At 46.0% G+C, this 24,405-nt stretch carries 19 protein-coding genes; 3 read left to right on the top strand and 16 right to left on the bottom strand.

Translation table 11 applies throughout. The features are described 5' to 3' along the window. Nucleotides 1-121 precede the first annotated feature (121 nt). The 8 genes from EL84_RS16790 to EL84_RS16755 form a co-directional block, all read right to left on the bottom strand. Nucleotides 122-1,750: a response regulator gene (locus EL84_RS16790; protein WP_047842419.1), complete on the bottom strand. Its 1,629-nt coding sequence runs from the start codon at nt 1,748-1,750 to the stop codon at nt 122-124. A 62-nt stretch (nt 1,751-1,812) separates the two neighbouring features. Then, nucleotides 1,813-3,567 (bottom strand): sensor histidine kinase, encoded by a 1,755-nt coding sequence (locus tag EL84_RS16785; RefSeq protein WP_047842418.1) that lies wholly within the window; start codon nt 3,565-3,567, stop codon nt 1,813-1,815. 299 nt (nt 3,568-3,866) lie between these two features. After that, nucleotides 3,867-4,565: a hypothetical protein gene (locus EL84_RS16780; RefSeq protein ID WP_047842417.1), complete on the bottom strand. Its 699-nt coding sequence runs from the start codon at nt 4,563-4,565 to the stop codon at nt 3,867-3,869. Between the two features lie 182 nt (nt 4,566-4,747). Beyond that, on the bottom strand, nt 4,748-6,277 hold the full coding sequence (locus tag EL84_RS16775) for an ABC transporter substrate-binding protein (RefSeq protein WP_053061516.1): 1,530 nt from the start codon (nt 6,275-6,277) through the stop codon (nt 4,748-4,750). Nucleotides 6,278-6,410: 133 nt separating this feature from the next. Further along, nucleotides 6,411-7,319, bottom strand: coding sequence for a carbohydrate ABC transporter permease (locus tag EL84_RS16770; protein WP_017689303.1), 909 nt, complete (start codon nt 7,317-7,319; stop codon nt 6,411-6,413). A 17-nt stretch (nt 7,320-7,336) separates the two neighbouring features. Next, the gene (locus tag EL84_RS16765) at nt 7,337-8,323 is read right to left on the bottom strand and encodes an ABC transporter permease (protein ID WP_036670214.1); all 987 of its coding nucleotides are present in this window, start codon (nt 8,321-8,323) and stop codon (nt 7,337-7,339) included. Nucleotides 8,324-8,503: 180 nt separating this feature from the next. Further along, nucleotides 8,504-10,117 (bottom strand): helix-turn-helix domain-containing protein, encoded by a 1,614-nt coding sequence (locus tag EL84_RS16760; protein ID WP_047842416.1) that lies wholly within the window; start codon nt 10,115-10,117, stop codon nt 8,504-8,506. Beyond that, nucleotides 10,110-11,891, bottom strand: a complete 1,782-nt coding sequence (locus EL84_RS16755; protein WP_047842415.1) for a sensor histidine kinase — start codon at nt 11,889-11,891, stop codon at nt 10,110-10,112. Before EL84_RS16755 ends, EL84_RS16760 begins: the two co-directional genes overlap by 8 nt. Before the next feature lie 399 nt (nt 11,892-12,290). Here EL84_RS16755 and EL84_RS16750 point away from each other — a divergent pair, with 399 nt between their 5' ends. Beyond that, a complete protein-coding gene (locus EL84_RS16750; RefSeq protein ID WP_047842414.1) occupies nt 12,291-13,733 on the top strand; it encodes a membrane protein in 1,443 nt (480 codons plus the stop codon). A 22-nt stretch (nt 13,734-13,755) separates the two neighbouring features. Here the strand turns inward: EL84_RS16750 and EL84_RS16745 are convergent, their stop codons facing one another. From EL84_RS16745 to EL84_RS16725, 5 genes are all read right to left on the bottom strand, one after another. Next, the gene (locus EL84_RS16745) at nt 13,756-14,337 is read right to left on the bottom strand and encodes a DUF4269 domain-containing protein (RefSeq protein ID WP_047844237.1); all 582 of its coding nucleotides are present in this window, start codon (nt 14,335-14,337) and stop codon (nt 13,756-13,758) included. Nucleotides 14,338-14,357: 20 nt separating this feature from the next. Then, complete coding sequence (locus tag EL84_RS16740; RefSeq protein WP_026081155.1) at nt 14,358-14,564, bottom strand: YwbE family protein; 207 nt, start codon at nt 14,562-14,564, stop codon at nt 14,358-14,360. Nucleotides 14,565-14,779: 215 nt separating this feature from the next. Beyond that, nucleotides 14,780-15,568 carry a polysaccharide deacetylase family protein gene (locus tag EL84_RS16735; protein WP_051449686.1) on the bottom strand — a complete coding sequence of 263 codons (789 nt, stop codon included), beginning with the start codon at nt 15,566-15,568 and terminating at the stop codon, nt 14,780-14,782. 66 nt (nt 15,569-15,634) lie between these two features. Further along, entirely contained in the window at nt 15,635-16,573 is a 939-nt protein-coding gene (locus EL84_RS16730) for an aldo/keto reductase (RefSeq protein WP_047842413.1), read from the bottom strand. Between the two features lie 109 nt (nt 16,574-16,682). Further along, entirely contained in the window at nt 16,683-18,707 is a 2,025-nt protein-coding gene (locus EL84_RS16725) for a Na+/H+ antiporter (protein ID WP_036609574.1), read from the bottom strand. A 214-nt stretch (nt 18,708-18,921) separates the two neighbouring features. Between EL84_RS16725 and EL84_RS16720 the strand changes: the two genes are divergently transcribed. Then, nucleotides 18,922-19,221 carry a hypothetical protein gene (locus tag EL84_RS16720; protein WP_047842412.1) on the top strand — a complete coding sequence of 100 codons (300 nt, stop codon included), beginning with the start codon at nt 18,922-18,924 and terminating at the stop codon, nt 19,219-19,221. A 98-nt stretch (nt 19,222-19,319) separates the two neighbouring features. On the opposite strand, the gene EL84_RS16715 is transcribed toward EL84_RS16720, so the two are convergent. Continuing rightward, nucleotides 19,320-19,802 (bottom strand): MarR family winged helix-turn-helix transcriptional regulator, encoded by a 483-nt coding sequence (locus tag EL84_RS16715; protein ID WP_036609579.1) that lies wholly within the window; start codon nt 19,800-19,802, stop codon nt 19,320-19,322. A 271-nt stretch (nt 19,803-20,073) separates the two neighbouring features. Between EL84_RS16715 and EL84_RS16710 the strand changes: the two genes are divergently transcribed. Next, nucleotides 20,074-21,189, top strand: coding sequence for an FAD-dependent monooxygenase (locus EL84_RS16710; protein WP_047842411.1), 1,116 nt, complete (start codon nt 20,074-20,076; stop codon nt 21,187-21,189). 117 nt (nt 21,190-21,306) lie between these two features. Here the strand turns inward: EL84_RS16710 and EL84_RS16705 are convergent, their stop codons facing one another. After that, complete coding sequence (locus EL84_RS16705) at nt 21,307-21,534, bottom strand: hypothetical protein (RefSeq protein WP_047842410.1); 228 nt, start codon at nt 21,532-21,534, stop codon at nt 21,307-21,309. Nucleotides 21,535-21,748: 214 nt separating this feature from the next. Further along, nucleotides 21,749-24,325: a beta-mannosidase gene (locus EL84_RS16700; RefSeq protein ID WP_047842409.1), complete on the bottom strand. Its 2,577-nt coding sequence runs from the start codon at nt 24,323-24,325 to the stop codon at nt 21,749-21,751. Nucleotides 24,326-24,405 lie beyond the last annotated feature (80 nt).

The raw sequence follows: 24,405 nt of genomic DNA, 5'->3' as shown, positions 1-24,405 counted from the left end.
TGTTCCCCCTTAAATCGTTTTGGTTACCCTTTCATTATAGGCTGACCAGGCCTTTGAGCCTATGATACGAAATCAAGATTTCTGCACCTTTGCCAACCTATATTCTGGAATGTTGTTGAAATTATGCCTGATCCCGAAATTCATTTGGTGTCATACCATAATGTTTTCTGAACATTTTGCTGAAATATTGCGGATTTTGATAGCCAAGTTCACTCGTAATCTCGTATATTTTTTTGTTGCTATTCTTAAGCAGATATAGAGCACGTTCCATGCGCATACGAATCATGTAGTCCCCAAGACCTTCCCCAGTCTCTGCCTTGTAAATTTTCGATAGATATACGGGGTGTAAATATACCTTGTCCGCAATCATCTTCACCGACAGATCCTGTCCTGTATCTCTTGTCACCAGCTCCTGAACCTGCTTGATTACATGCCTGCGGCTCTGCACACCTTCCTGATCGGACAACTCTTCCTGAAGCTTCGCCAGCATCTCGGTAGCCCAACGCCGCAGCTTCTCGGGGGATTGAATCAACTGATGAGCAAGGAGCAGATCGAATCCCGCATGATCAATCTCATGCACCAGATGCCCCTGTTTATGGGCGATATACATAAATGCATTAGTTACCGACAGATACATCTCATACACATGTTCTCTGGACAATCGTACCTGTTCTGCCGCGTCAAAGACCGTGTTCAGCTTACGCGCTGCCGCTTCCCATTGCTTGGTCTCAAGCAATTGCGGAAGTACAGGTGGTTTGTAAAGCTCTTCGAGCGCCTGCGTTGCATCATTCTCCGGTCTTTTGCTGAGTGCCTGATCCATGTCCATATATATAATCTTGTGTTCTTCCGGTCCTGAAAGGACAAGCGAACCCAGACTTTTCCGATAAGCTGCTGTCAACTCATTAAAGGGAAATGACGGTGTAACTACCATGGACAGATCTCCCTGCAAATATCGAATGACATGTTCACGGAAAGTTTCAGCTGAGATTCTCAACGTCTCCAAGTTCATCTGCGGAGCTTCGATCTGTTCTTGATTCTGCAAAAACATTACCAGACACTCATGGGGTCCGCGACCAAACCACACGTTAAATTGCTCTCCGAGTACTTCCTCTGCAATATTACCTACCGCAAAATCCATCAGATCCAAAGACTGCTGGTCCATTGATGAGAAGCGTCCTGTAAGGCGAATCAGCATCATTACAGCCGGTTGTTCCGGGTCAATATGAATCTCATATTGTTGCAGTTGTTCCCGAAGTGCCCGCGCCGTGATCTCACGTCCCAGCAGCAGATCATGCATGAGATTTTCCCGTAAAATTTTATAGTCAGACTTCCGACTGTATAAAAGCCGGTGATATTTATCGAATTCATCCCACTCATCGCGAAGAGACGTAATGGCTGCCGACACCGATCCCATAAACTCATCATCGTTTACGGGTTTCAGGATATAATCTGCTGCCTGCAATTGAATGGCTTTTTTAGCATAATCAAAATCGCTGTGACCCGTTAGTAAAATACAGCGGATATGAGACCAGCGCTTGCTTACCTCTGCAATGAGATCCAGTCCTGACATGCCAGGCATGCGAATATCGGTAACTACGATATCTACTGCATTTTCCTCCATAATCTCCAACGCTTCTTTACCAGATGCGGCACGTAGCACGGTCGTTACTCCAAGCTCTCCCCAGGGGATCGTAAGTTCCAGACTTTCTGTTACATATGTCTCATCATCTACCAGTAATATATCAATCAAATGATTCACTCCCTATTTCGTTCATTCTGCAAATGGATTCCATCGCTACACATTCCAAGTGCTTATCCTTCATTCTCCAGAAGAAACTCCTGTTCGGCAGGCCATGACAGCGTAACGCGTAATCCACCAACTTCCGATTCCGTTACATCCAGCCCTGCCTGCTCCCCATATCGAAGCTGGAGTCTCTGATTCACATTCCACAGGCCACAGCCCATCTCCTGATCCATCGTTCCCCTGAGCTTATTCAGAAGCGCCTCACGTGCCTCCTGTGTCATGCCTTGCCCATCATCTTCAACCACAAGAACCATGACACCGCCCTGTTTTTCCCCGGATACTCTTATTTCTCCGGCCTCCGCGTCCGCTTCGATACCGTGAATCACCGCATTCTCCACTAGGGGTTGCACGATGAGTGGCGGTACCTCCTGTCTTAACATCTCATCAGACAGATCAATCTTGTAATGAATGCGGTCCATACGCATCCGTTGGATCTCCAGATAACAGCTGACAAATTCAATCTCTTCTGTCAACGGTACCACGTCCCGCTCCTGTCTTGTTGTATACCGATAATATCGCGATAGATTATGCGACATCGCTACAACAGCGTCCATACGCTTGAGTTTCGCCATACTTGTAATGAAGGAGAAACAATTATAGAAAAAGTGCGGGTTAATCTGCGATTGCAGCTGCTTCAACCGAGCTTCACGTACATGAATCTGTTCCAGGTAAACGTGCTCAAATAACTGCTGGATCTGCTCCACCATCAAGTTGAAACGTTCGGACAGGAAACTGAATTCATTGCGGCCCTTTGGCTTAATCCTCACAGAATAATCTTCCTGCTTCAACCGCTGGAACCCGCGAATGAGTTGTTTCACTGGCACCTGCACCTGAACATAGAACAAATACGCCACACCAAAACTCATTAACAACAAACAAATCATGGAAGAATAGAACAGCATATTGGATTGATGAATGGGCTTCAGAATATCTGATAGCGGCATATAGTCCACCAAATACCAGCCTGTTGTACTGGATTTCACAGTGTTGACCATATATGGCTCGTTCCCGATCACTACTGTACGATTATCAACGTCCTGAAGTTTATGGATGGACAGTTCTTCCATCAACTGATTCGTTAATGAACGATCTGAAGTCCGGTTATAGATAACACCCGATTCTTCACGGAAATAGAAGGGGTCATGCCTGCCATCGTCTTTGAATTTGTCGAGCATATCCCGGATGTTGTCACTATCAAACTCCAGTTTAATAATCGTTTCTGCATTATTAGCCGGGTCTTTAATACCGTATGGAGATACCGTAATCCAGCTAAACATGAACCGATCATCTTCCCCATCCTGAATTTTGCGTACATCCCAGCCGGAAATGATATTTTCCCTTAGCGCTTCTTTATCGTAAGAACGTGCGTCCCTTTCGGAAACCACCCTGCCCAGCGAAGGAGAATACAGATATAATTTCGTGGCCCAATTGGATGAGCTTTCCTGAATACTCAGCTTATTCTGAATACGTTTGACCAGGTTGATCGCATCCAGATCAAAGTAGTTACTGTCCGCATAGATTCGCCGGAAGCTGCCAATATCAGGATCATGTATGAGCAGATTCGGCCAAGAGGATAACAGTTCGATGTGTGTGTTCACTTGATTTTGGAAAAATTCAAGCTGGTTACTATTCGATCGATTCAACTCATCTCTGAGAACTGCTGTTGTTTTGTGATTGGAGTACCAGTATAAAAGCACTACAGGAATCAGCATAATCAGAATAAGAATGACCATTTTGGAAAACAGGTTTGTCCGATATGACATCTTTTCATCTCACCTTGTCTTAATTTGTCGTGACATTAATTGTAATGATGTAAGCGCTAAAGACAAACTATTTTTTTGAGACAAACCGATTCATTATCTAGCGTAAGCGTTACCAATTCAAGGGGAAAGGAGATAAAACCAATATTTCTGCACTAAATGCAACTTCCACGCACAAAAAGAGCCAGCGATTAGCCAGCTCTCTATCTAATTTCAGTATATATCTTTAATCGTTCTATTCAACTCAAACCTTATTCCACTTCTGTTTATGTAATTATTCTTTTTTTCTATAAAAATATCAACTATGGAATATCATAATCAAATACCGTATTCGCTCCATCCACGCCTACATCCAGCACAATATCCATAAGTTTCCCATTGACGAACAGAGGGGATTCCGCTTTCCCGTAAAACTCCAACTTACCTGTAAAAGTTCCTCGGCGTTCAATCTCAACATGTACGGGCCTTAATTGGACAGACTGCAAAGCTTCCAATAGTGGATCGTCCTTAAACTTATAACTGCGCGCGAGATCAGGCAATAACACGGCGGATACGGAATCTCTGCCGTAATTTTTGAGTGTCAGATCACAGGTTGCTCGGGTCTCACCCGTTTTCAGCACGTTAAAGGTACAAGAACTTGCATTCTGTACATAGGATACCGCATTAATGCCTGTAGCTCCCCACTTGGCAACATACATGAATTTATCTGTCATGTACGAATAACTGAGAACGATAGCGATAACTACGATCCATAACCCCTTTGCAAGACCGGGGAATGATTTTCCAATCTCTTTGCGAGTAAGGTAGAATCCACACGCGAATATCCCCAATCCGAGGAAAAGTGTGATATGAACTCCACTCAAGTAAGATGTAGTATACGGTGATATACCTATTGCTGACAGCATGGTATCTCCAACAGAAAAACCAAGATGATGGTTACATGTAAAGATAATAGCAAATAGCAATAAAGCCCCTGAGAACACAAGTCTGGTTCTCGACACACGAACACCCCCTAATCAACCACCTTATTATATCATATTTTTCCTATTTATGATTAACAATCCAAATCAAAAAAACAACAATAAAAAGAACGTCTTCGGTTGTTCACCGAAAACGTCCTCCATTTTCACCGCTGACAAGAGCTTGTAATAACACAGGTCTCTCTGTCATGGCTGACGATCATTTATTGCTTAGCCAAGAATGCATCGAGTTGTTCCTGTTTGGCTGCAATAATTTTATCAATTCCCGCTGCTTTCAATTTCTCCAGATATTTCGGAATCATCTCATTTGGATCAACTGCGCCCGATGTCATACCCGGCTTGAACTGTTTGTTCACGTTGTTGACCGCAGCAATTTCATTTTTGACAGATTGGCTGTTGAATGTAAAGCCCAGTGCTGGCGACTTCACACCTTTGGCGTTAAACTCTTTGAACTTCTCCCATTTCTGTGGATCTTCATTATCCCAGAGGAAGTTCAGGAATTGGTTACCAAGTTGCCATTGTGCACCTGGATTGTAGGTACGACTGTTGGCATCTACGCCATCAGGGAGAGCAATGATATTATCCTGTCCGTCTTTTTTCACATAATGTGTACCTTCAATTCCGAAGTTCAACAAGTTGTTAATTTCCTTGTCGGAATGCAGCAGGTTAATGACCTGCATCGCTTTCTCCGGTTGCTCGGAAGAACGGGAGATTGCAAGCATCGCTCCAGACGCATCACCCGTCGTGATTGTCGGCTGTGTCATCTCAATCTGAGTCAGTGGGAAACCCACATACCCTTCTTCTTCTTTATCCTTGCCTGGCTTCATGCCATCCGTCCAGAGAAACGCTTTTCCAGCCTTCGCCTGGTCTTTCGGGAACACATTGGACGTAGCAGCATCACTGTTGATATATCCCGCTTGATACCACTTGCGAGCGAGTTCAGCCGCTTCTTTGAATTCTGGGGTCTCCACTTCATTCAGCACCGTTGTTCCGCCTGCTGTTTTGGAGATAACTCCAGGTACGGAAGCATCACCGAGATAATCCCAATCCAGATTCTCTAACAGCCCGTTACCATTGGTATTGGACATATAGAATGGTGTGATGGCTGGCTCGTTTTCCTTGATTGTTTTGAGAAGTGGCTCCAGATCAGCCCATGTCTTTACAGCTGTCAGGTCCAGTTTATACTTGTCAGCCAGATCTTTACGTACCAACACACCACGTGTGGCAGCAAGTTCCTTATTCGTAGGAACGCCGTAATTCACGCCGTCTACCTGGGAACCTTCCAGAAAGGCAGGGTCCAGGTTTTTCTTAATATCCTGACCATGTGCATCAAGCAGATCATTCAAGGGCAAGAATGCGCCTTTAGCTACATTCACCGTGTAGTTCTGCCAAGCCGCTGTGAAGATAATGTCTGATTTTTCACCTGAGGAAATCATGAGATTCAGCTTGTTATCCCACTGTCCCCAGTCAATTGCATTGATCTTAAGCGTGGCTCCGATCTTTGGTTCCATTTTTTTGTTAATCTCGGCTTCCACCAGAGCGACATCCTTCTGTGGTGTCCCTGGGTAGAACAGTGTCACTTCATAGGGTTTGCCCCCACCTTCACTTGCTCCTCCGCCTTCTGCGGAAGGTGTTGTTGTTCCACCCTTGTCTGATGAGCAAGCAGCCAGCACCAGGCTCAGCGCCATAACCGTTGCCATCATGCGTGACCATACCTTTAATGATCTAACCAATTGAACCCCTCCTGTCATGTGTTGAACCATACAACCGAATTCCCCAATTCACAATTAAACCGATAACTACTTCTGTATATGCCCTTTCAGTCCATCTTCATTTACCTTGCCCACTCCGCTAACCGGTTCAGAGTTATCCCTTCACAGCGCCAACCGTAAGACCTTTGATGAAATAACGCTGGAAGAACGGATATGCCAGTACAATTGGACCAATACCGACCACAGCCATCGCCATTTGCAGAGTTTTGTTAGGCAGATTCAGCAATCCACCCTGCGACGAAATCTGTGAAGAGACGTTGGAGTTGGTTGTTAAATATTGAATATCGAGCAGCGTCCGGTACATAAGGTACTGAAGGCTGATCGTCCGGTTATCTGATATAAAAATCATGCTAAGGTACCAGTCATTCCAGTAATTCAATGTACTGAACAACGCAACGGTTGCCATTACGGGAAGAGAGAGCGGAAGCACGATACGTGCAAACGTTCTCAATTCTCCCGCACCATCAATCCGAGCCGATTCCAGAATAGACACCGGAATGGAGTTCGCGAAAAATGTACGCATGACCAGTACAAAGAATGGGGATAGCAGTAGCGGCATAATGAGTGCCAGTAGGGAGTTTTTCAGATCCAATACGTTGACATAGACCAAGTACCAAGGTACCAGACCCCCATTGAACAACATTGTGAAGAAGATGAAAAAGGCGAACCAGCCCCGGTAAGGCAGATCTCTCCGTGAGAGCGGATACGCATACAATGCGGTCAGCGCAACACTTGTGATGGTACCTACAACGGTAACGATAAAGGATATACCATACGAGTGAATGATCTGATCCATATCTCTGAACAGAAACTCATAAGCCGTCAGGCTGAATTTCTCTGGAATAAGCTTATATCCATTGGCAATTACTGTTGTCTCGTCCGAAAATGAGATGGCGAAGACAAGCAGGATCGGCACGATACAGGCAATGGCATAGAATAGAAACATCGCATGAATAACGGATGCGGAACGCTTCGATACGGCTAGTGGATCACGTGATTTCACAGCTGACTTGCCTCCTCTCAAAATAATGCATTATCTTTATCTATTCGCCTTACGATGGTATTGGATACAAGAACCAGCACAAATCCAACGATTGCTTGGTATAGACCAGCTGCTGATGACATCCCGATATCTCCACCGATAAGGAACGTACGATATACGTAGGTATCCAGTACATTCGTTACAGGGAACAGCGCTCCCGATTCCAATGGAACCTGATAGAACAGACTGAAGTCTGCATAGAAAATACGACCAATTTGCAATAACGTCATAATGACGATTAATGGGACGAGAAACGGAATGGTGATGAAACGTATCTGATGCCATTTGGTTGCGCCATCGAGCACAGCTGCTTCATAATATTCTTCATCGATACCCACGACAGCTGCCAGATAAATGACCGCATAATATCCAATATTCTTCCATGTGTTCACCAATGGCAAAATATACGGCCAATACTTCGGCTCTGAATACCAGTCGATCGGCTGACCGCCGAACATCTGCAGGACCGTTGAGTTCATGAAGCCTGAATCCTTGCCCAGGAAAGCCAGTACCAGATAACTGACCACAATCATGGACAGGAAATACGGTAATAACATAAGTGATTGATATAACTTGGACATTGCCTTGTTCTTCACTTCATTGAGCAGAATAGCAAGCCCGACACCTACTAAGAGATTTAGTGCAATAAACACCGTGTTATACGCGAGTGTATTTCGGGTAATTTCCCATGCATCACTGGTTGAGAACAAATATTTAAAATTGTCCCATCCACTCCATGGGCTACCCCAAATACCATCAGCATAGTTTACATTTTTGAATGCGATCAGAACGCCGAACATCGGCATATAGTTGTTCACCAGCAGAAACAGGACACCTGGCAAGAACATGAGATACAGCACCTTGAATTTGCCAAGATTGTGCCACACAGACTTGCGCTTTCGGACTGTTTCTCCCGGTATTTCCGATATCCGTACTCCCTTACCCGCCTGGGGTTGTGTCTTCATAACTTGTTCTCCCTCACTCCTCTTGAATTCTTCCTCAGGATGAAGCTCCGTTGCGGCTCCTGTGGTTCAAGTATACGGCGGGGCGAGTAAGACCTCTATCTGCTGTGGTGACCTGTTGACTTATCAAATTATGACTTTAGATCCAGAAAAAACAAAAGACGCAGCATGCTGCGCCCTGAACTATACGGTACGTGACTGTTTTCGAAACTCCTGTGGCGTTATACCCGTGCACTTTTTGAACATTTTGGTGAAATGCGAGTAATTGTAGTACCCCACCTTGCCAGCGATATCCGTCACTTTGACTGTGGACTGGGACAACAATGTCTTCGCTTTGGCTACTCTGCCCTGCAGAATAAACTCAGATAGGGACATCCCCTTCTCTTTCCGAAACAGACGTGATAGATAAGCGGGATTGAATCCGGCAAAAGCTGCAAGCTCCTCTCGCATAAGTTCTTCACCAATATGAGTTTCAATATAAACGCACAACTGATCCACAATAGTCATGGGGCTATGATCGTCCGGGTACAACACCGGGATAACACGATCAATCAGATCAGCCGTCCACTGCTTCAACTGCGGCAACGACCTTGTCACCATACTCTCTTCCGGCTCCCGTTCACCCGGATAAAGACTGCGTATTGACACGTTTTTCTGATGAAGCAGCGGATAGACCACATGCAGCATGGCATGATAGTAGAGATGCAGCATTTCAGGAGACAAACCCTCCTGTGCAGCAAGCAACTCAAAAATCTCATCCACACGTTCTCGCAAATCCCCTACTTTACCTGTCTCAAAAAGAATGGATAATTCCGAAAACCATGGAATAGGCAAAAAGCGATCTTCCTGATCTCTTCCCCTCTCATCATAGACAAATACTTCTTCAAGCTCCTTAATATTGCGCCGCTCCATATCCATCAGTTCATTTAACATGCCTTGCAGTTCAGTCACAGCAACCGGGGCACCAACATAACAGGACAACCGACAATAGAAATACGTACCACATTCCTGAATATACCCCTGACAACGTTGTGCCACTTCGCTCGCACTCGGAATGATGCCATCTTGCTCATAAGCAAGCACAATATTTAATCCACTTTGATCCTGAAACACCTCACCGGGCTTGTCGCCAAGCAGCATCTCTTTGGCTGCATTACGAAGGGCATATTCCAATACCTCTTCGTCACGCAAATCAAAATCACGCACCCATTCCTCTACCGAGATCACAATGGGTAACACACGAGCCTGCGGATCAATCTCAGCACCATACAGTTCTGCGAGCTCTTGCAACCGTTGTTCGGTTAACGTGATACGCTGAGAGATGGCATCTTTCCAGAAGCGTTCCGTCAGCAGCGGTTTATGGGTTTTCCAGCGTTTGTATACGGTCTCATAAACTTCGTTGGTACGGGTACGCTGCTCTCCATCCTTGATCTTCTCCACCGCCTGGGTTACTACCTTAATCAATTGATCCGCTGGAGCCGGCTTCAACACATAATCAAAGCTGCTTAGCTTAATGGCTGTCTGAGCATAATCGAATAAAGCATGCCCTGTCAGGAAAATGGTCAGTATGCCTGGATCATGTTTTAACACCCAGCTTTGCAGGTCAAGCCCTGTTTCACCAGGCATCTCGATATCACAGATCATGATATCAATAGCATTAGCCTTTAAAATCTTTCTTGCCTCTTCGGCATCACCAGCACTGTATACCTGGTCAATGCCTGCTGCTTGCCAATCGACTCCTTCCACCATTGCTTGTAATGCATACACTTCATCATCCACGATCAACAGGTTACGCATAGGCTCCCCCTTCTTCCTCTTCGGTCTGAGCGGGTAAATCAATGATGACTTTGGCGCCATGATCCACCTCATTGCCAAACTGCAAACTGGCTTGATCACCATACTTCACTAAAAGCCGATGGGCCACGTTCCATATACCGATATGCTGTCCACTCGGGTCTTCAGCGTATTGTCCATGTTGCAGACGCCCCAACAATTCCTCTTCAAATCCAACACCATTGTCCACAATCATCAGTTGAAGCACCGTCCCATCGACCTGACCGGACGACTTCTGACCGAGGCGCGCCACGATCCGAATGACAAATGCTTGTGTCCGGCGCTGAAATCCATGAATAATGGCATTCTCCACAAAAGGCTGAATGGTTAATGGCGGAATCACATAATGTCCCAGATTCGGTTCGATATCCAGTTCAAAATCGAATCTGCTTGGAAACCTCAGCTTTTGAATTTCCAAGTAATGACGAATGTGCTCGAGCTCTTCATCCAGACGAATAACACGTTTGCCTGCACGCAGACTGAATCGAAAATAATCGGCCAGATGACCAGCCATCTGCTGCACCAACTCATGTTTTTGCAAGGAAGCCAGACTATGAATAATATTGAGTGAATTCAGGTAAAAGTGAGGATTGATCTGCATCTGCAGTTGTTTGAACTCTGCCTCCCGCGTCCGGAGTTGTTCCTCATACACATCAATCTTCAGATGCCTGATCTCACTGGTCATTTGATTGAAACTTCGTGTCATAAATTCAAGCTCCGAAGAAGATGGCGGGTCCAGCTTCACATCGAGATCTCCACGGCTCACCCTTCTCATGCCTCGGATTAACGCATTCATCGGGCGGAATAACAGATGCCGCAAAAAGATCAGTGCAGTAACCAGAATTACTGCCGCACCAATAGGAAGCAGACGAATGATCTGCTGGAAAAACGGGAGGTTACGCATCATGTCTTCCTCAGGCAGCAGCACGATATAATTCATCTCGGACATGGCCGAGGCAATACCCAACATCAAATATTGACGTGCCTCTCCCTTGTTCACAACTTCAGAGATCACCTGATACGGATTCTTCAGGCCGGGAAGATGCGCTGCAGCCAGCTGAATCTGTGCAGTATTCAATGTGGAATCCGAGAGTGCCCCACCGTCTGTTCCAACAATGACTGCACCTCCCCGATCTCCGGATTCAGTGAATTGTTGTGTATGATTCAGTGCATTCATATCAACAAGTGCACCTGCATAGAACTGCTGGTTGATTCGCACCGTTTTCACCAGCGCATTCCACGTCCCGCCACGCACGATGCTCCATTCCGGCTTCTGGATATCCCCTTCCAATTGCTGCATCTGGACTGGCATACTCTCCTGCACAACCGACTTTTTGACATCATAATTGCCTGAAGTGGCGAGCAGCAGATCATCATTCACGGCATCATATAGAAAAAAAGAATCGATTAGATTATAAAAACCGATATCTGTCATGAATTTGTTCATAATCCGTTGCTTTGCAATGATATAATCGCCGCTGCCGTATTTCAGAAAAAACAGAGAGATAATATCCGGGTCCCGCTCGCCCAGACTATATAAATACCGATTCGTCTCCTGTAACACACGTTCATTCTGCTCCACACTCTTGGCGAGATGATTCATATTGGTGAGGGATACTTTGTCACGTACAACTTTCATGGCGTAGACGTTGTTGTAATAAAGCAGCATGAATAATGGCAGCATGATCAATGTAAGACCCACTATAAATTTAAAACGAAGTGAACGGATAAAGCTCATGGATTATGGATTCCCGCCCTTTTAGAGGTAGTTCAAAAAGTCCGCTGTACTGAAACCAGACTTATTGAACACACACTTTATTTCAACATAGTTTTTTTCTATTTTCTTCCTTATGATGGCATGTTTATTGTAATCACCCCTGCTTGCCACTGTCTATGGGGTCCCGTGACCTTCACATATCAATTCTGGTGACTTCCATCCGCTCCAATTTCAAGAGTAACAAGCTTCATGTAGTAATAAATTCTCCAGTTGTAAAAAAAATCCTTCATTATTACTCAGAAGCTTCTCCCTAAAAATAAATGCTGCGGCAAGCCCCGGACTCCACGAACGCCCGATCTTGACATGCATACGATATATCACTCCTCGGGTTAGTCACCAGGATGTAGGGAGGCCTGTTCGATGAATATTCAACTCACTGCGTTACACTATGTCTATCTGGCATTTATCGTCTTGATCATCGCAGTTATGATCCGGCGCAGGGACACCACCATCATTTGTGTTGCGGGTATTATGACCATTGGACTTCTGGCAACCGAAACCTTAAGCGGGTCAGTTGCCGGGATCTTCAGCAGTTTTATCTATGCAACAAAAGAATTGCTAAGTACGATCTTTATCATCTCGATTATTGTGGCGATGAGCCGTGTTCTGATCAGAACAGGCATTAATGAGGTCATGGTAACACCCGTCACCCGGTTTATCCGTTCTCCTCAGGTCGCGTATTGGGGTATCGGATTGATCATGATGGTAGTATCACTATTTTTCTGGCCATCCCCGGCCGTAGCACTCGTTGGTGCAGTACTGCTTCCTGTAGCCGTGCGTGTAGGTCTTCCTCCGATTGGAGCTGCTATTGCCATGAACCTGTTCGGACATGGGATTGCACTGTCGGGAGATTACATTATTCAGGGGGCTCCCAAACTTACAGCTGATGCGGCGGGTATACCGGTTACTTCCGTCATGACGGCCAGCATACCTCTGGTCATTGTCATGGGCACCGTATCTACACTTACAGCCTTCTGGATGCTGCGCAAAGAGATGAAATCAGGCTCGCCTGTTCATTCCCCAAACGTTACATCAGGTACCGTGAGCACGGAACCTTCTTCTTCATCAGAGGCTGTGTCCACCTCCCTACCCACTAATCAGCCTGTTCAACGTCAAGCCATGTCACTCCGTTTGCAAAAAGCATTCGCTCTGCTTATCCCTCTGTTATTCGCAGTTGATGTGATTCTGATGTTTGTATTGAAATTGCAAGGCGGCGACGCAACAGCTCTGATTGGCGGAACCGCTGTGGTTATACTGATTGCTGTCACCCTTGCCGCCCATCGACATGCCGGACCAGAGGAAACGACCAACTATTTAATAGAAGGATTTCAGTTTGGTTTCAAGGTGTTTGGACCGGTTATTCCCATAGCCGCATTTTTTTATCTGGGAGATGCTGCGATTACGGAGTTGTTCATCAACCCTCTTCCTGAAGGTTCACACGGGATTGTGAATGATCTCGGGGTCGCACTTGCTGGGCTGGTGCCATTAAATGATACGGTGGGCGCGATTACAATGACGGTAACCGGAGCAGTGACCGGAATGGATGGTTCGGGGTTCTCGGGGATATCCCTGGTTGGCTCGATTGCATCCATGTTTGCAGGTTCGGCAGATTCCGCACCTGTACTGACAGCATTAGGTCAGGTTGCAGCCATATGGGTAGGTGGTGGAACCTTGATTCCATGGGCATTGATTCCTGCTGCTGCAATCTGCGGAGTCAATCCTTTTGAACTTGCAAGACGCAACCTGAAGCCTGTACTGCTGGGACTAACGGTAACAACAATTGTAGCCATCTTTCTAATCTGACCAAAGGGTTATGCTAAACCGTTCAAAAAGACGTGCGCGAACGCGCCCAGTTCCAGAGATCTTTACGTTTCATCTTGGCCAGATGCAGCATGTCCACATATGGATCTCCCTGTAATCCAAGTACAGAAGCAAAAGCAGGCTCCGTCTTCCACCCTGCCTGTTTCAGTCTGCGGATCTCACGGTGTCCCGCGTCTCCCCACAGTTGCAACAATCTCCACTCTACGATCATATGTAGGTATGCATTCTGCCTGTAAACTGGCACGGATTGGGCAAAAATCTCCACAGGCCAATGTCCCACTTGCAAATTACAAGTCACATAAGGACGTTGGTCTGGAAGATCCCCACCACGTACACATTGAAACTCAGCAACGGCTCCGATTCGATTGTGTATCTCGGCTTCAAACACACCCAGATCCTCTGCATAACACAGCAGATCCAGATCACTGCCCGGAATATCAATATCAATTGGTACCGTTCCTGCTGGATAGGGGTGATAGTCAGCTAATATATCGAGCAATCCACTGCTCTGTAACATATGATATGCGTCCTGCTGACGTGCATTACCTGAAGCCAGATGTGCCATTACTTCTGCGGTAGTACTCATCTCCCCGCCTTGGACCACAGTTAGTTCGAGCCTCCTGTAATGACCTGTTTCACACGTCCTACTTGACCACTCGTCAGTCGTACTTTGATTCCGTGTGGATGTGTAGGTGACTTGGTTAACAGATCCTTCACAATGCCACGTGTCAGCTTACCTGTAGCTTGATCCTGCTTCAGCACAATGTCCACTTCCAGACCTGGCTTAATATTTACACGTTGTTGTCCATTCATTATGTTCACTCTCCTCTATGTCATAATTCATATCTTGTATACTATATAACCCTTAAACACAAAGCTCCATCTATTGTAGACGTTTTGGTTTCAAAACAAAAGGGACACGGCAATAACCTCCTAAGGATGGTTCCATGGTTGATATGAAGACCAAGATAAAGAAACCGCAGGTCTCTTCATCTGAGACCTGCGGTTTCTAATTGGATTAGCCATGTTCAGGGCTGCACATGCTTCAAAATAGATGAAGGCGAAGTTCCATCCTTCGCGGCTTCGCGTGCCTTTACAGCAAGCAGCTCAGACACCGTAACGAATTGGTACCCCTGCTGCTGTAATTTCGGCAGGATCGTTTTGAGTGCTGCTACCGTATGCGACTTGCCTTCCACCTTATCGTGAAAAAGTACAATATCCCCATTACGTGCGTTCTTCAACACTTTGTTAACGATAGCCGATACACCTGGAGAAGCCCAGTCCCGTGTATCCTGATGCCAAGACCAGAGTACAATGGTATACCCTTTTTGTTTGGCAGCCTGGATGACCATGTCATTGTAATAGCCGCCCGGTGGTCTGAATAACAGGGGACGCTCCGCGCCAGCTTTAATAATGGAACTTTCTGCTTCGTTCATATCCTTCATGTACTTGTCCGCACGTGTTGATCGAACTGCATACGTGTGCGCATACGTATGGTTGGCGATTTCATGCCCTTCGAGCTGTTCCTGCTTAATCAGTTTAGGAAATTTATCTGCCCATTTGCCAAGTACAAAAAAAGTTCCTTTAGCATGATACTGCTGTAACAAAGCCAGTATCTGCGGAGTCTGAATCGGATCTGGTCCATCATCAAAGGTAAGGGCGATGAGTTTATCCTGCGTGGGAACCTCCCACACGATTTCTCCTCGTTCCTCATAATACTGACGGTTCTTCTGTACAGGCTTTGCATAGGCAGAACTGCTACCTAGCAAAATAATTAGCGTGAACATTCCGATGACTCGGGCTGCCTTCAGGTTCATGTGGTGTCCTCACTTTGTCTTCATACGTAAACTCCCTGTTAGCATTTCCCGATTCACCCGAACTCATTAACGAAAGATCTGATCCACGACTGCAATTTCCTCAGCAGTTAATTCCACATTTAATGTTTGCAGATTGTTAATGACCTGCTCTGGTCGCTTGGCACCCGGAATCAATGCATCAATAGAAGGCTGAGTCAGGTACCAGGCCAGAACCAGATGAGCGACCTCAACATCTTTGGATTGTGCTATGCTGCGCAGTTGTTCAACTTTATCGAGATTTTCAATGAAAGCTTCACCTGTAAACAGCGGGTTCTTTGCCCGTCCATCCTGAAAGGTTGTATCACGATTATATTTCCCGCCCAGCAGTCCCGCTGCCAGAGGGAAGTAAGGAACAAAAGAAATGTTATGCTCAGCCGTATACGGCAACAGCTCTTTCTCCGCATCTCTTTTGAACAGATTATATTCAGATTGCAGTACGTCTACATGCCCGTCCTTGTTGGCTTCACGCAACTGATCAATGGAGAAATTAGATACGCCAATGGCACGAATTTTGCCAGCGTCTTTTAATTGTTTTAACGTATCTACCGCTTCATCCTTAGGCGTGTGTTCATCCGGAAAGTGGATGTAGAACAGATCAATGTAATCGGTTTGCAGACGTTTCAACGCCTCATCCACGGATGTTTTCAGAAAAGCAGGTGAGTTATCTATGACAATTTTGCCATCCACTAATTTATGAGCTGCCTTGGTTGCAATGATGGTATTCTGCCGCTGACCGGTTTCCTTCAGTACTTCACCAATCAGTCGTTCGGAATGCTCCGGTCCATAGATGTACGCCGTATCCACAAAGTTAATACCTTTTTTCAAAGCTGTACGAACCACTTCCTTACCTGTCTCATCATTCAGCATGTCCGGATATATATTATGTCCGCCTACTGCATTCGCACCCAATCCAATGGGATTCACGATCAGATCCGTCTTGCCCAACCGAATTTGTTGTTCTGCCATGTCTCATCTCTCCTTCACTGATCGAATAAGTACAATTTAGTTGTAACGTCTTTCTTGTCCCATATTATATCAAACCATTTAGCATATTTAAAATATCGGATTTATCGGATTAGGTGTTTTTCAGCGCAGTTGCTTCCACGTCGTTAATAAACCGGCGCAGTTTCGCAGCCACATCACGGGTGATTTCGCCGTTTTCATACAGTTGTTGCACTGTATTGCGCTGTTCCTGAATCGCCACCATCTGCAACTCCAATTTCTCCTGATTAAACGGATCTTCCGTTTTACCCTGGTTCCAGGTGCGCAATTTGGCAATTACACGCTCATACTTGGCAATGACCGACAGTGCGACGACTCGATTCCCATCATTCATATGGGCACGAATAGCCTTTATTGCCGCTTCAGAGGTGCGCAGCTTCACCTGACGGAACAGTTCTGCATTTTCAAGCATGAATGGTTGATTCGGCTTCTGGGACCGGTTGGTGAAGAGATGTCCTAACACACGACCGATCTCGCTGATCGAAGTCATGAACTGAGTGTTTGCACGATTCGCCAGCATCATTTCCTTGCGATCCAGCCAGCTGTCACATTTGAAGGCCGCATCAGAAGCAATTGCATTTTCGTCTAACATTACTTCAACTTCTTTACGCTCCGCCCGGGTGGCAATCAGGTTAATAGCCGTTTCTTGTTTCTGAATATCTTTGCGTTTATCGGCGGTGAGTTGACCTGCGGCCTGTCTGATGTACTTGGACAAGTCGGAGACAACCGCGAGTGCCGCAGCTTTGTTCTCATCGTTCATTTCGGATTTGACAGCTCGTATTGCCGCATTCAGCATAATGTCATGTGCTTTTCGTTCTGACTTCTGCGGTGTTTCTTCTGTAGATTTCCCATCGTCCTTGGCCAGAACTGGAAGAAACACGCTCGCTGCAATCAGAGAGAAGAGGATAACTCCTGCCGCGAGGAAAATAATCAGATCCCGTTCAGGGAAAGGTGATCCATCCTGAAGCACATAAGGAATGGAAAACGCACCCGCCAATGTAACAGCTCCCCGCACTCCAGAGAGGGAAATGATCGTAATATCCTTGAATCTGGGCCGGCCAATAGAAGATTTGGTACGCAGCAATTCATTCCCTTGCCAGAACAGATAGATCCAGAGAAAACGCAGAACCAGCAGTAGCACCGAGATCAAGCCCACATATCCCAACACCTGCAGATTATTAAACGAAACATTTTCAAATATGGTACTCAACACATCCGGGACCTGTACACCCAAAATAACAAACACCAGACCATTGAGTATAAATAAAATGACTGACCATGTGCTCGCAGATACCACCTGCATTTTCAACTGAACCGATTCAGCGCGGTCACGCTCAATGGCGTGGATAATACCGCCTGCCACTACCGCAAGAATACCTGATACCCCAATTTCTTCACTCACCAGATAGATGATAAATGGCGTCAGGATTTGCAGCAGCATGTGAATGGTCACATCTTCCATGCCCAGTCTACGGATCCATACCCCTAGCCTGATTAACAGAAAAGATAACAAAGCCCCGACAAGAAGTCCGCCAATCGCAATCAGAATAAAACTGAAGGTTGCATTCGCCAGGGAAAATACACCTGTAACCGTGGCTGCAATTGCGAATTTGAAGGCCACGAGGCCAGATGCATCATTCATTAATGCTTCACCTTCAAGAAGCCTATGTATGCCTTTGGGCAAATGTACCCGGCCCGCCATGGCGCCAACGGCCACAGCATCTGTCGGGGACAGTATGGCTGCAAGAGCAAAAGCAGCAGGTAACGGAATCGAAGGAATCAGCCAGTGAATGGCATATCCCGCCACGACTACTGTCACGAATACAAGCCCTAGTGCAAGCAGAAGTATCGGTGCACGCAGATTCCATAATTCATTCCTTGGCGTTCGCTTACCATCGTTGTATAACAAAGGTGCGATGAACAGTACAAAGAACAATTCCGGATTCAATGGCAGGTGAACACCTGCGGGAAGCAAAGCTATAGCTACACCAAGCACAATTTGAATGAGCGGAATGGGAATAAAGGGTACAAACCGGTTTAAAATATTGGATAAACCAATCAGTACCAGTAACACAAGTACGGCAATAAATATTTCCATGATGACAATCCCTTTCCGCTATAGAAGTGGTGAAACCTTTGTTGTATAGGTTTATTTTAACATAATCCAACCTTTATTATAAAAATGTTGTCATATTCATATACCCAATCAACTCGCCTCAGACTAGTCTGAATGAAAGATTTCTGATGGATTCTGTATATAAGATGTTACAATATGCTCAGGACAATACCCGTTTGGAAAGGAACTTGCATCTATGGCATTTGGAATTAAACGACAGGAGCTTGCTGCGTGGAAGGAACAAGTGGCTCGTGGTGAGATTGCGTACCTCACTCACTTCTGGATTGACAACCGATTCCCCGGTATCACCAGTGTCACCAAAGTTGGCTGTGCAGATCTGGAACGTCTCGAACGTTGGTGCAACGATCATGGGCTGGACCCGCGATACATTCATCGGCGGCAGCCCTTTCCCCACTTTGACCTGATGGGCAGCAAGCAAAAAGAAATTTTGATCCAAGAAGGCATGACAGATCATGTGGTTCGCTTTCATTTGTAAACCAACTCAAAAACGCCAGTCTTCAAGGTTCATCCCCCCGCAATTAGGGACGAACTCATGAGGACTGACGTCTTCAAGGAATCAAGTCATATTATGGACTACCGGTGGATCTGCTCAAACGACTTCATGTTCTCCAGCAGTTTCAGTTCAATTTTCTTCAGCATGCCAAACATCTGCTGTTGCTCCTCTTCGGAAAGTGCTTGCAACAATTCCCACGTCATTCGGCCGCGATTCGCATTAAGTGTCTTGGCAAGCTGCGCGCCTTCATCCGTTAAGGACAGCCAAACAATTCTCCGATCTTCTTCACTGCGCACCCGCTGGATCAACCCTTCCGTCTCCAGTTGATTCAGTACAATGGTGGTTGCGCCGGAAGACAAACTGAGTTGTCTGGCCACATCAACCGCCATGCAGCGTTTTTCACGTAAAATCATGCCCAATATATGACTTTTTGTCGGATTCAGTTTACAGTTGGTTTCGGTCTTCTGCTGCTGATCCAATACTTTATTTTTATATCTGAAGAAGGCCTCCAACAATTGATCCACATTTGCCAATTGAGAGTTTCGCTCCGTATCCGGGCTCATAAACGTTCCTCCTGCCTTTCATCATAACCTACCTTATATTGTAACATATTTACACTATGATGTTTGTGAAAAATGCGCTTGTATCCGACACCCTATCGTTGACTGCAAGACTCTTGTTTTATTTTGGGTTTCGCCTATTGCATTATGACAACTGGTTTGTTTATAATAACCTATATCTTTAAAGTTACTTTTAGTTACTTAATGATTTTAATAAATCTGTTGTTATAAAGTAAATAAAGCGTCACCATTATAATGCAAGGGACTTATGCACATGAATCAGAATACACAATCACAACTCAAAACGGACGTTTGCATCGTCGGCGCTGGACCTGGCGGTGCTTTGCTTTCTTATTTACTGAATCAAAAAGGAATCTCCACGATGCTCATTGAGCGGCAGCCCCACCTGCACAAGTCGTTTCGCGGGGAGTTGCTTAATGTGGACGGCGAAGCCATTTTAAATAAACACGGCCTCTATTCCCTCATTCAGGAACGCGGAGCGCTGCTCTTGGAACAGATTCAGTATTGGGAAAATGGGCAGATTATTCATACGGTACTACCGGGTAATGAAGAATCTCATGTCGGGATTCATGTACCCCAAAATCATCTCCTGGAAGCCATCGTATCACACGCTCAGCAGCACAGTTCATATGAACAAGTACTATTCAATACGATTATGACCGGTTTGTTACGAGACAAGAACGGCCATGTCGTTGGTATTAACATTCGGCAGAAAGGTGTTCCTGCCTCCATTGAAGCATCTGTAATTGTGGGTGCTGATGGCAGATACTCTGCTGTACGCAAGCATTCCGGTATGACACCGGAGATTCGCAAGCATGGGTATGATCTGCTCTGGGCACGCATTCCGGCACCCGTAGGTTGGGAACCCGCTGTTCGGATGGCCAGCATGGATGGTCAACAGCTCGCACTATTCTCACAGTTCGGCGGTTATGTTCAGATTGGATGGAACATTCCCGAGGGAGCATACTCCAAGCTGCGAGAGCAGCCGATTGCGCCTTTTGTAGATAAACTTGTATCTGCTTTTCCTTGCCTGTCTGATTCAGTAGCTGCCAACATTCAGAGCTGGAGTGATTTTGTTCTGTTATCTGTTGAAAGCAGCTATTGCCAGTCGTGGGCACAGGACAATGTCGTACTCATCGGTGATGCCGCTCATACCATGACACCAACCGGTGCGTTTGGACTTAATGCCGCGCTCGAAGATGCGGATGTGCTCTCGGAATTGCTTGTTCAAATGGCCTCAGATCAATTCAGTTCCACTGCACAACTTCAGGAACTTCAGACGATTCGCGGTGCAAAGGTACAACAGCAACTTGCTCGGCAAGTGGAGATGGAATCCTCTTTCCAACAGCGTTATGAATCCTTTCTCTAAACCCAGTTAATACGGATAAAATCCTATATGCCCAAACAGCCGATCACTTCCTCATAGAGAAGAATCGGCTGTTTGACTTGCTGGTTTATCTTTTTTTATGTAATTCCGTATCCTTCTTCATTTTCGTTTGCGTGGAGCAAACGTATCTTCTCTGGGTGCTTCTTGTACAGTATCAACATCCTTCGGATAGGATGAGATGTTATCTTTTTCATATACTGCTTTCTCCAGATTGCTTAAGCGGCGCAATACTTGTTTGCTTTTACGAACGATATATACAATACCAATAATCAGCAGGATCAACATCAGAATGAATATAACCATTTCGGGATAAAAGACAAATGACATGAATCCACCTCCTTTTGAAAACGATTTCTTTATCATTCTAACCCGAATGTGCCAAGATGTGAACCCGATTGGAAGTTTCGCTTGTGGAATAAGGACAAAACCACCTGACACAACGACAGGAACTCACCCTGCTGCAAAAGCAAAAAAGGTGGCATCCCTGATCAGGATTACCACCTTGAACCTCGAATAAGATTCGAAGTCTATGCTTATTATTTTATCCTTCTCTGCCGTTCATGGCACTAACTCGAAGTTCCGTCAGAGGCAGAGACGACTGCTCCGGATGACGAAGTCTTACTGTTCGACTCTCACCAGGGAGCAGATCGAAATAGTTGTCACTGAATCGGACACGCCCAAGGGGAAGCTCCAACTTTACCAATCGTGCAATCGCTCCACTGGCCGTAACCGTTACAGACTGTTCCTCTTCGTTCACATGTACGTTCAATTGCGACTCTGGCAACGTCACATCCTTAGGATCACGCAAGAAGTATCGATTGCTCGGTGCCGCAAATCCTTCGGATACCAACTCAACCATTACTTCCTCCGCGCGTCTACCCTGTAGCACCTCTACTTCAGTTAATTCAGCAATACACCGTGAGGATTGGGATGTTACTTCAACAGCATGTGAGCTGGAGTAGATCTTCTCTCCATTCAATGTATAGACATTGAGCCGCAGCTGGCCTTTCATGACGTCCCGAGTATCGTTCACAACCCACAACGCAAGCGGCTCACATGGCTCATGCTCCAGTGACAACAGAACAGGATGAAAGAATATTTTCCCATAATAAAAGGATGCCTTCGGCAGCAGTTCATAATCAATCATGGACCAGCTTGTTCCTGGCCAACTATCGTTCAATTGCCATACAAGAGCTCCGCTGTTGCGGTAATTGATGCGCCGGAAATGTTCAATTCCATATCGTAGCCCTTCTGCTTGAGTAAGCATGGAGTAGTTCATATACTCTTCTATATCTTGCGGAATCCCTGTGTAACCCTCCATCAGCAAAATACCTTTCTGGTGGTTGGTATCTTTGTTACGATAGGCCATCTCCGGACTGCCCCAGTAAAACTGCCCTGCGGGCATATTTTTCTCCAGTGTGTAACGATTGGCCGAGGCGTGCATACCAAATTCACTGCTGAACAGCGCATGATCCTTTTTATAATTTTTGAACGTTACACCTTCAATGCTGTAGTCCAGCAGCGGCGGCTCTCCATGCTTCCTTGGATAGACCGAACCATGCCATACCTGCCAATTGTGGCGATCCCCCACATCCGGGTCATTCGCATCCTGACCGTTACTGTCCCCGAACGGCGAAGAAGGCCAGTACGGACGAGACAGATCCAATCGCTCCAGCACTTCAGGGATTAGCTCATGATAGATCTGTTCACCGTAGAACGGGCTGGTAATATCTCCACTTGCAGACTTCATATCATAGAGCCAATCTATTTCATTATTCCCACACCAGAGGGCAAGCGAGGCACGGTTACGCAGACGTAAGACATTGTTTTCTACCTCTTGCCGTACATTATCCATGAAATCACGATTGAAATCCGGGAACAGTGCATTCGCAAATGCAAAATCCTGCCACACCAACACCCCTTGCCGATCACACTCATCGTAGAAGACATCCTTCTCATATATACCACCAGCCCAGACACGCAACATGTTCATATGCCCTTCCACCGACAGCTCGACAAGCTCACGATACCGGGAGTTTGGTATGGCACCAATCAGATGATCAGCCGGAATCCAGTTGGCACCCTTGGCATATACTTTGACTCCGTTCAGAATAAAAGTAAATGCATCTTCACCCCTTTCATTGTGAAGAGCCAGCTCAATCGTTCGTAACCCATAAGGCTCGTTATAACGATCCACTTCAACGCCATTTGCGAATAATGTAACCTCCAGCGTATACAGATAAGGTTCACCCAGATCATGAGTCCACCATAACTGAGGTGACGTAACGTTTAATGTGGTATCTGCTATACCACCCTCTACGGGTAGTTCAGTGACACCTGCCACCTCGTGTCCACTGCGATCCAACAGACGAACATTACAGGTCGCAACCACAGCCTGCTCACGTTTCTGTCTGCTACGGTAAGACAAGACCGACTTCACATCCGCTGTGACATGTAAGACTGCCAACTCTGAACTGACTGATTCCGTACGAGCATACACATTTTCCAGCTTGGCGATTGTTCGTTTTTCCAGCCTTACCGCACCCCAGATCCCCACCGTAACCATGCGTGGACCCCAGTCCCAGCCAAAATTCATCGCTGCTTTTCGCAACCATGGCCGTTCCTTCGTATACGAGGACCAGTCAAAGGTTTCTTTGTCCCGGTGATGCAGGTGAAGCGGATCAAACTTGACAGCAATCGCATTCCAGCCGCTGCGTACCAGAGACGTTACATTAAACGTATGTGACATAAGCATATTGGCCGTTTTCCCGACCTCATGGCCGTTGACATATACCGTTGCAAACGTATCCAATCCTTCGAACACCAATTCAAAGTGCTCCTCTGTCTCTGCATCGCTCACCAGATTGAAGGTTGTGCGGTACCACCATTCCTTTTGCTCAATCCAGCGACTTTTGGCATCATTATGTCCGTAATAGGGCGGATCAATGATACTGCGCTCAACCAGTGCAGCATGTACATCGCCAGGCACTTCAGCCCCAATCCAGAAACGGTCATCCAGCGCAGCTGCTGCCACATCCATTGCCCGCTTCTCTCCAACTTCAAAATGTTGTATCTTCCATTGTCCCGATAAATCCTGACTTGAACTATAGGTCTTCATCAGTATGCCCTCACTCTCCAATAACCCTGAGTAATACCATATCGAAAACGTTTGCAATAAGGCAAGACATGTTTCCTAAT

This window comes from Paenibacillus sp. VT-400 (genome assembly GCF_001029205.1).
Lineage (GTDB): Bacteria > Bacillota > Bacilli > Paenibacillales > Paenibacillaceae > Paenibacillus > Paenibacillus amylolyticus.
Note: the sequence above shows the minus strand (reverse complement) of the source record. Positions and strands in the feature narration are given on the sequence as shown.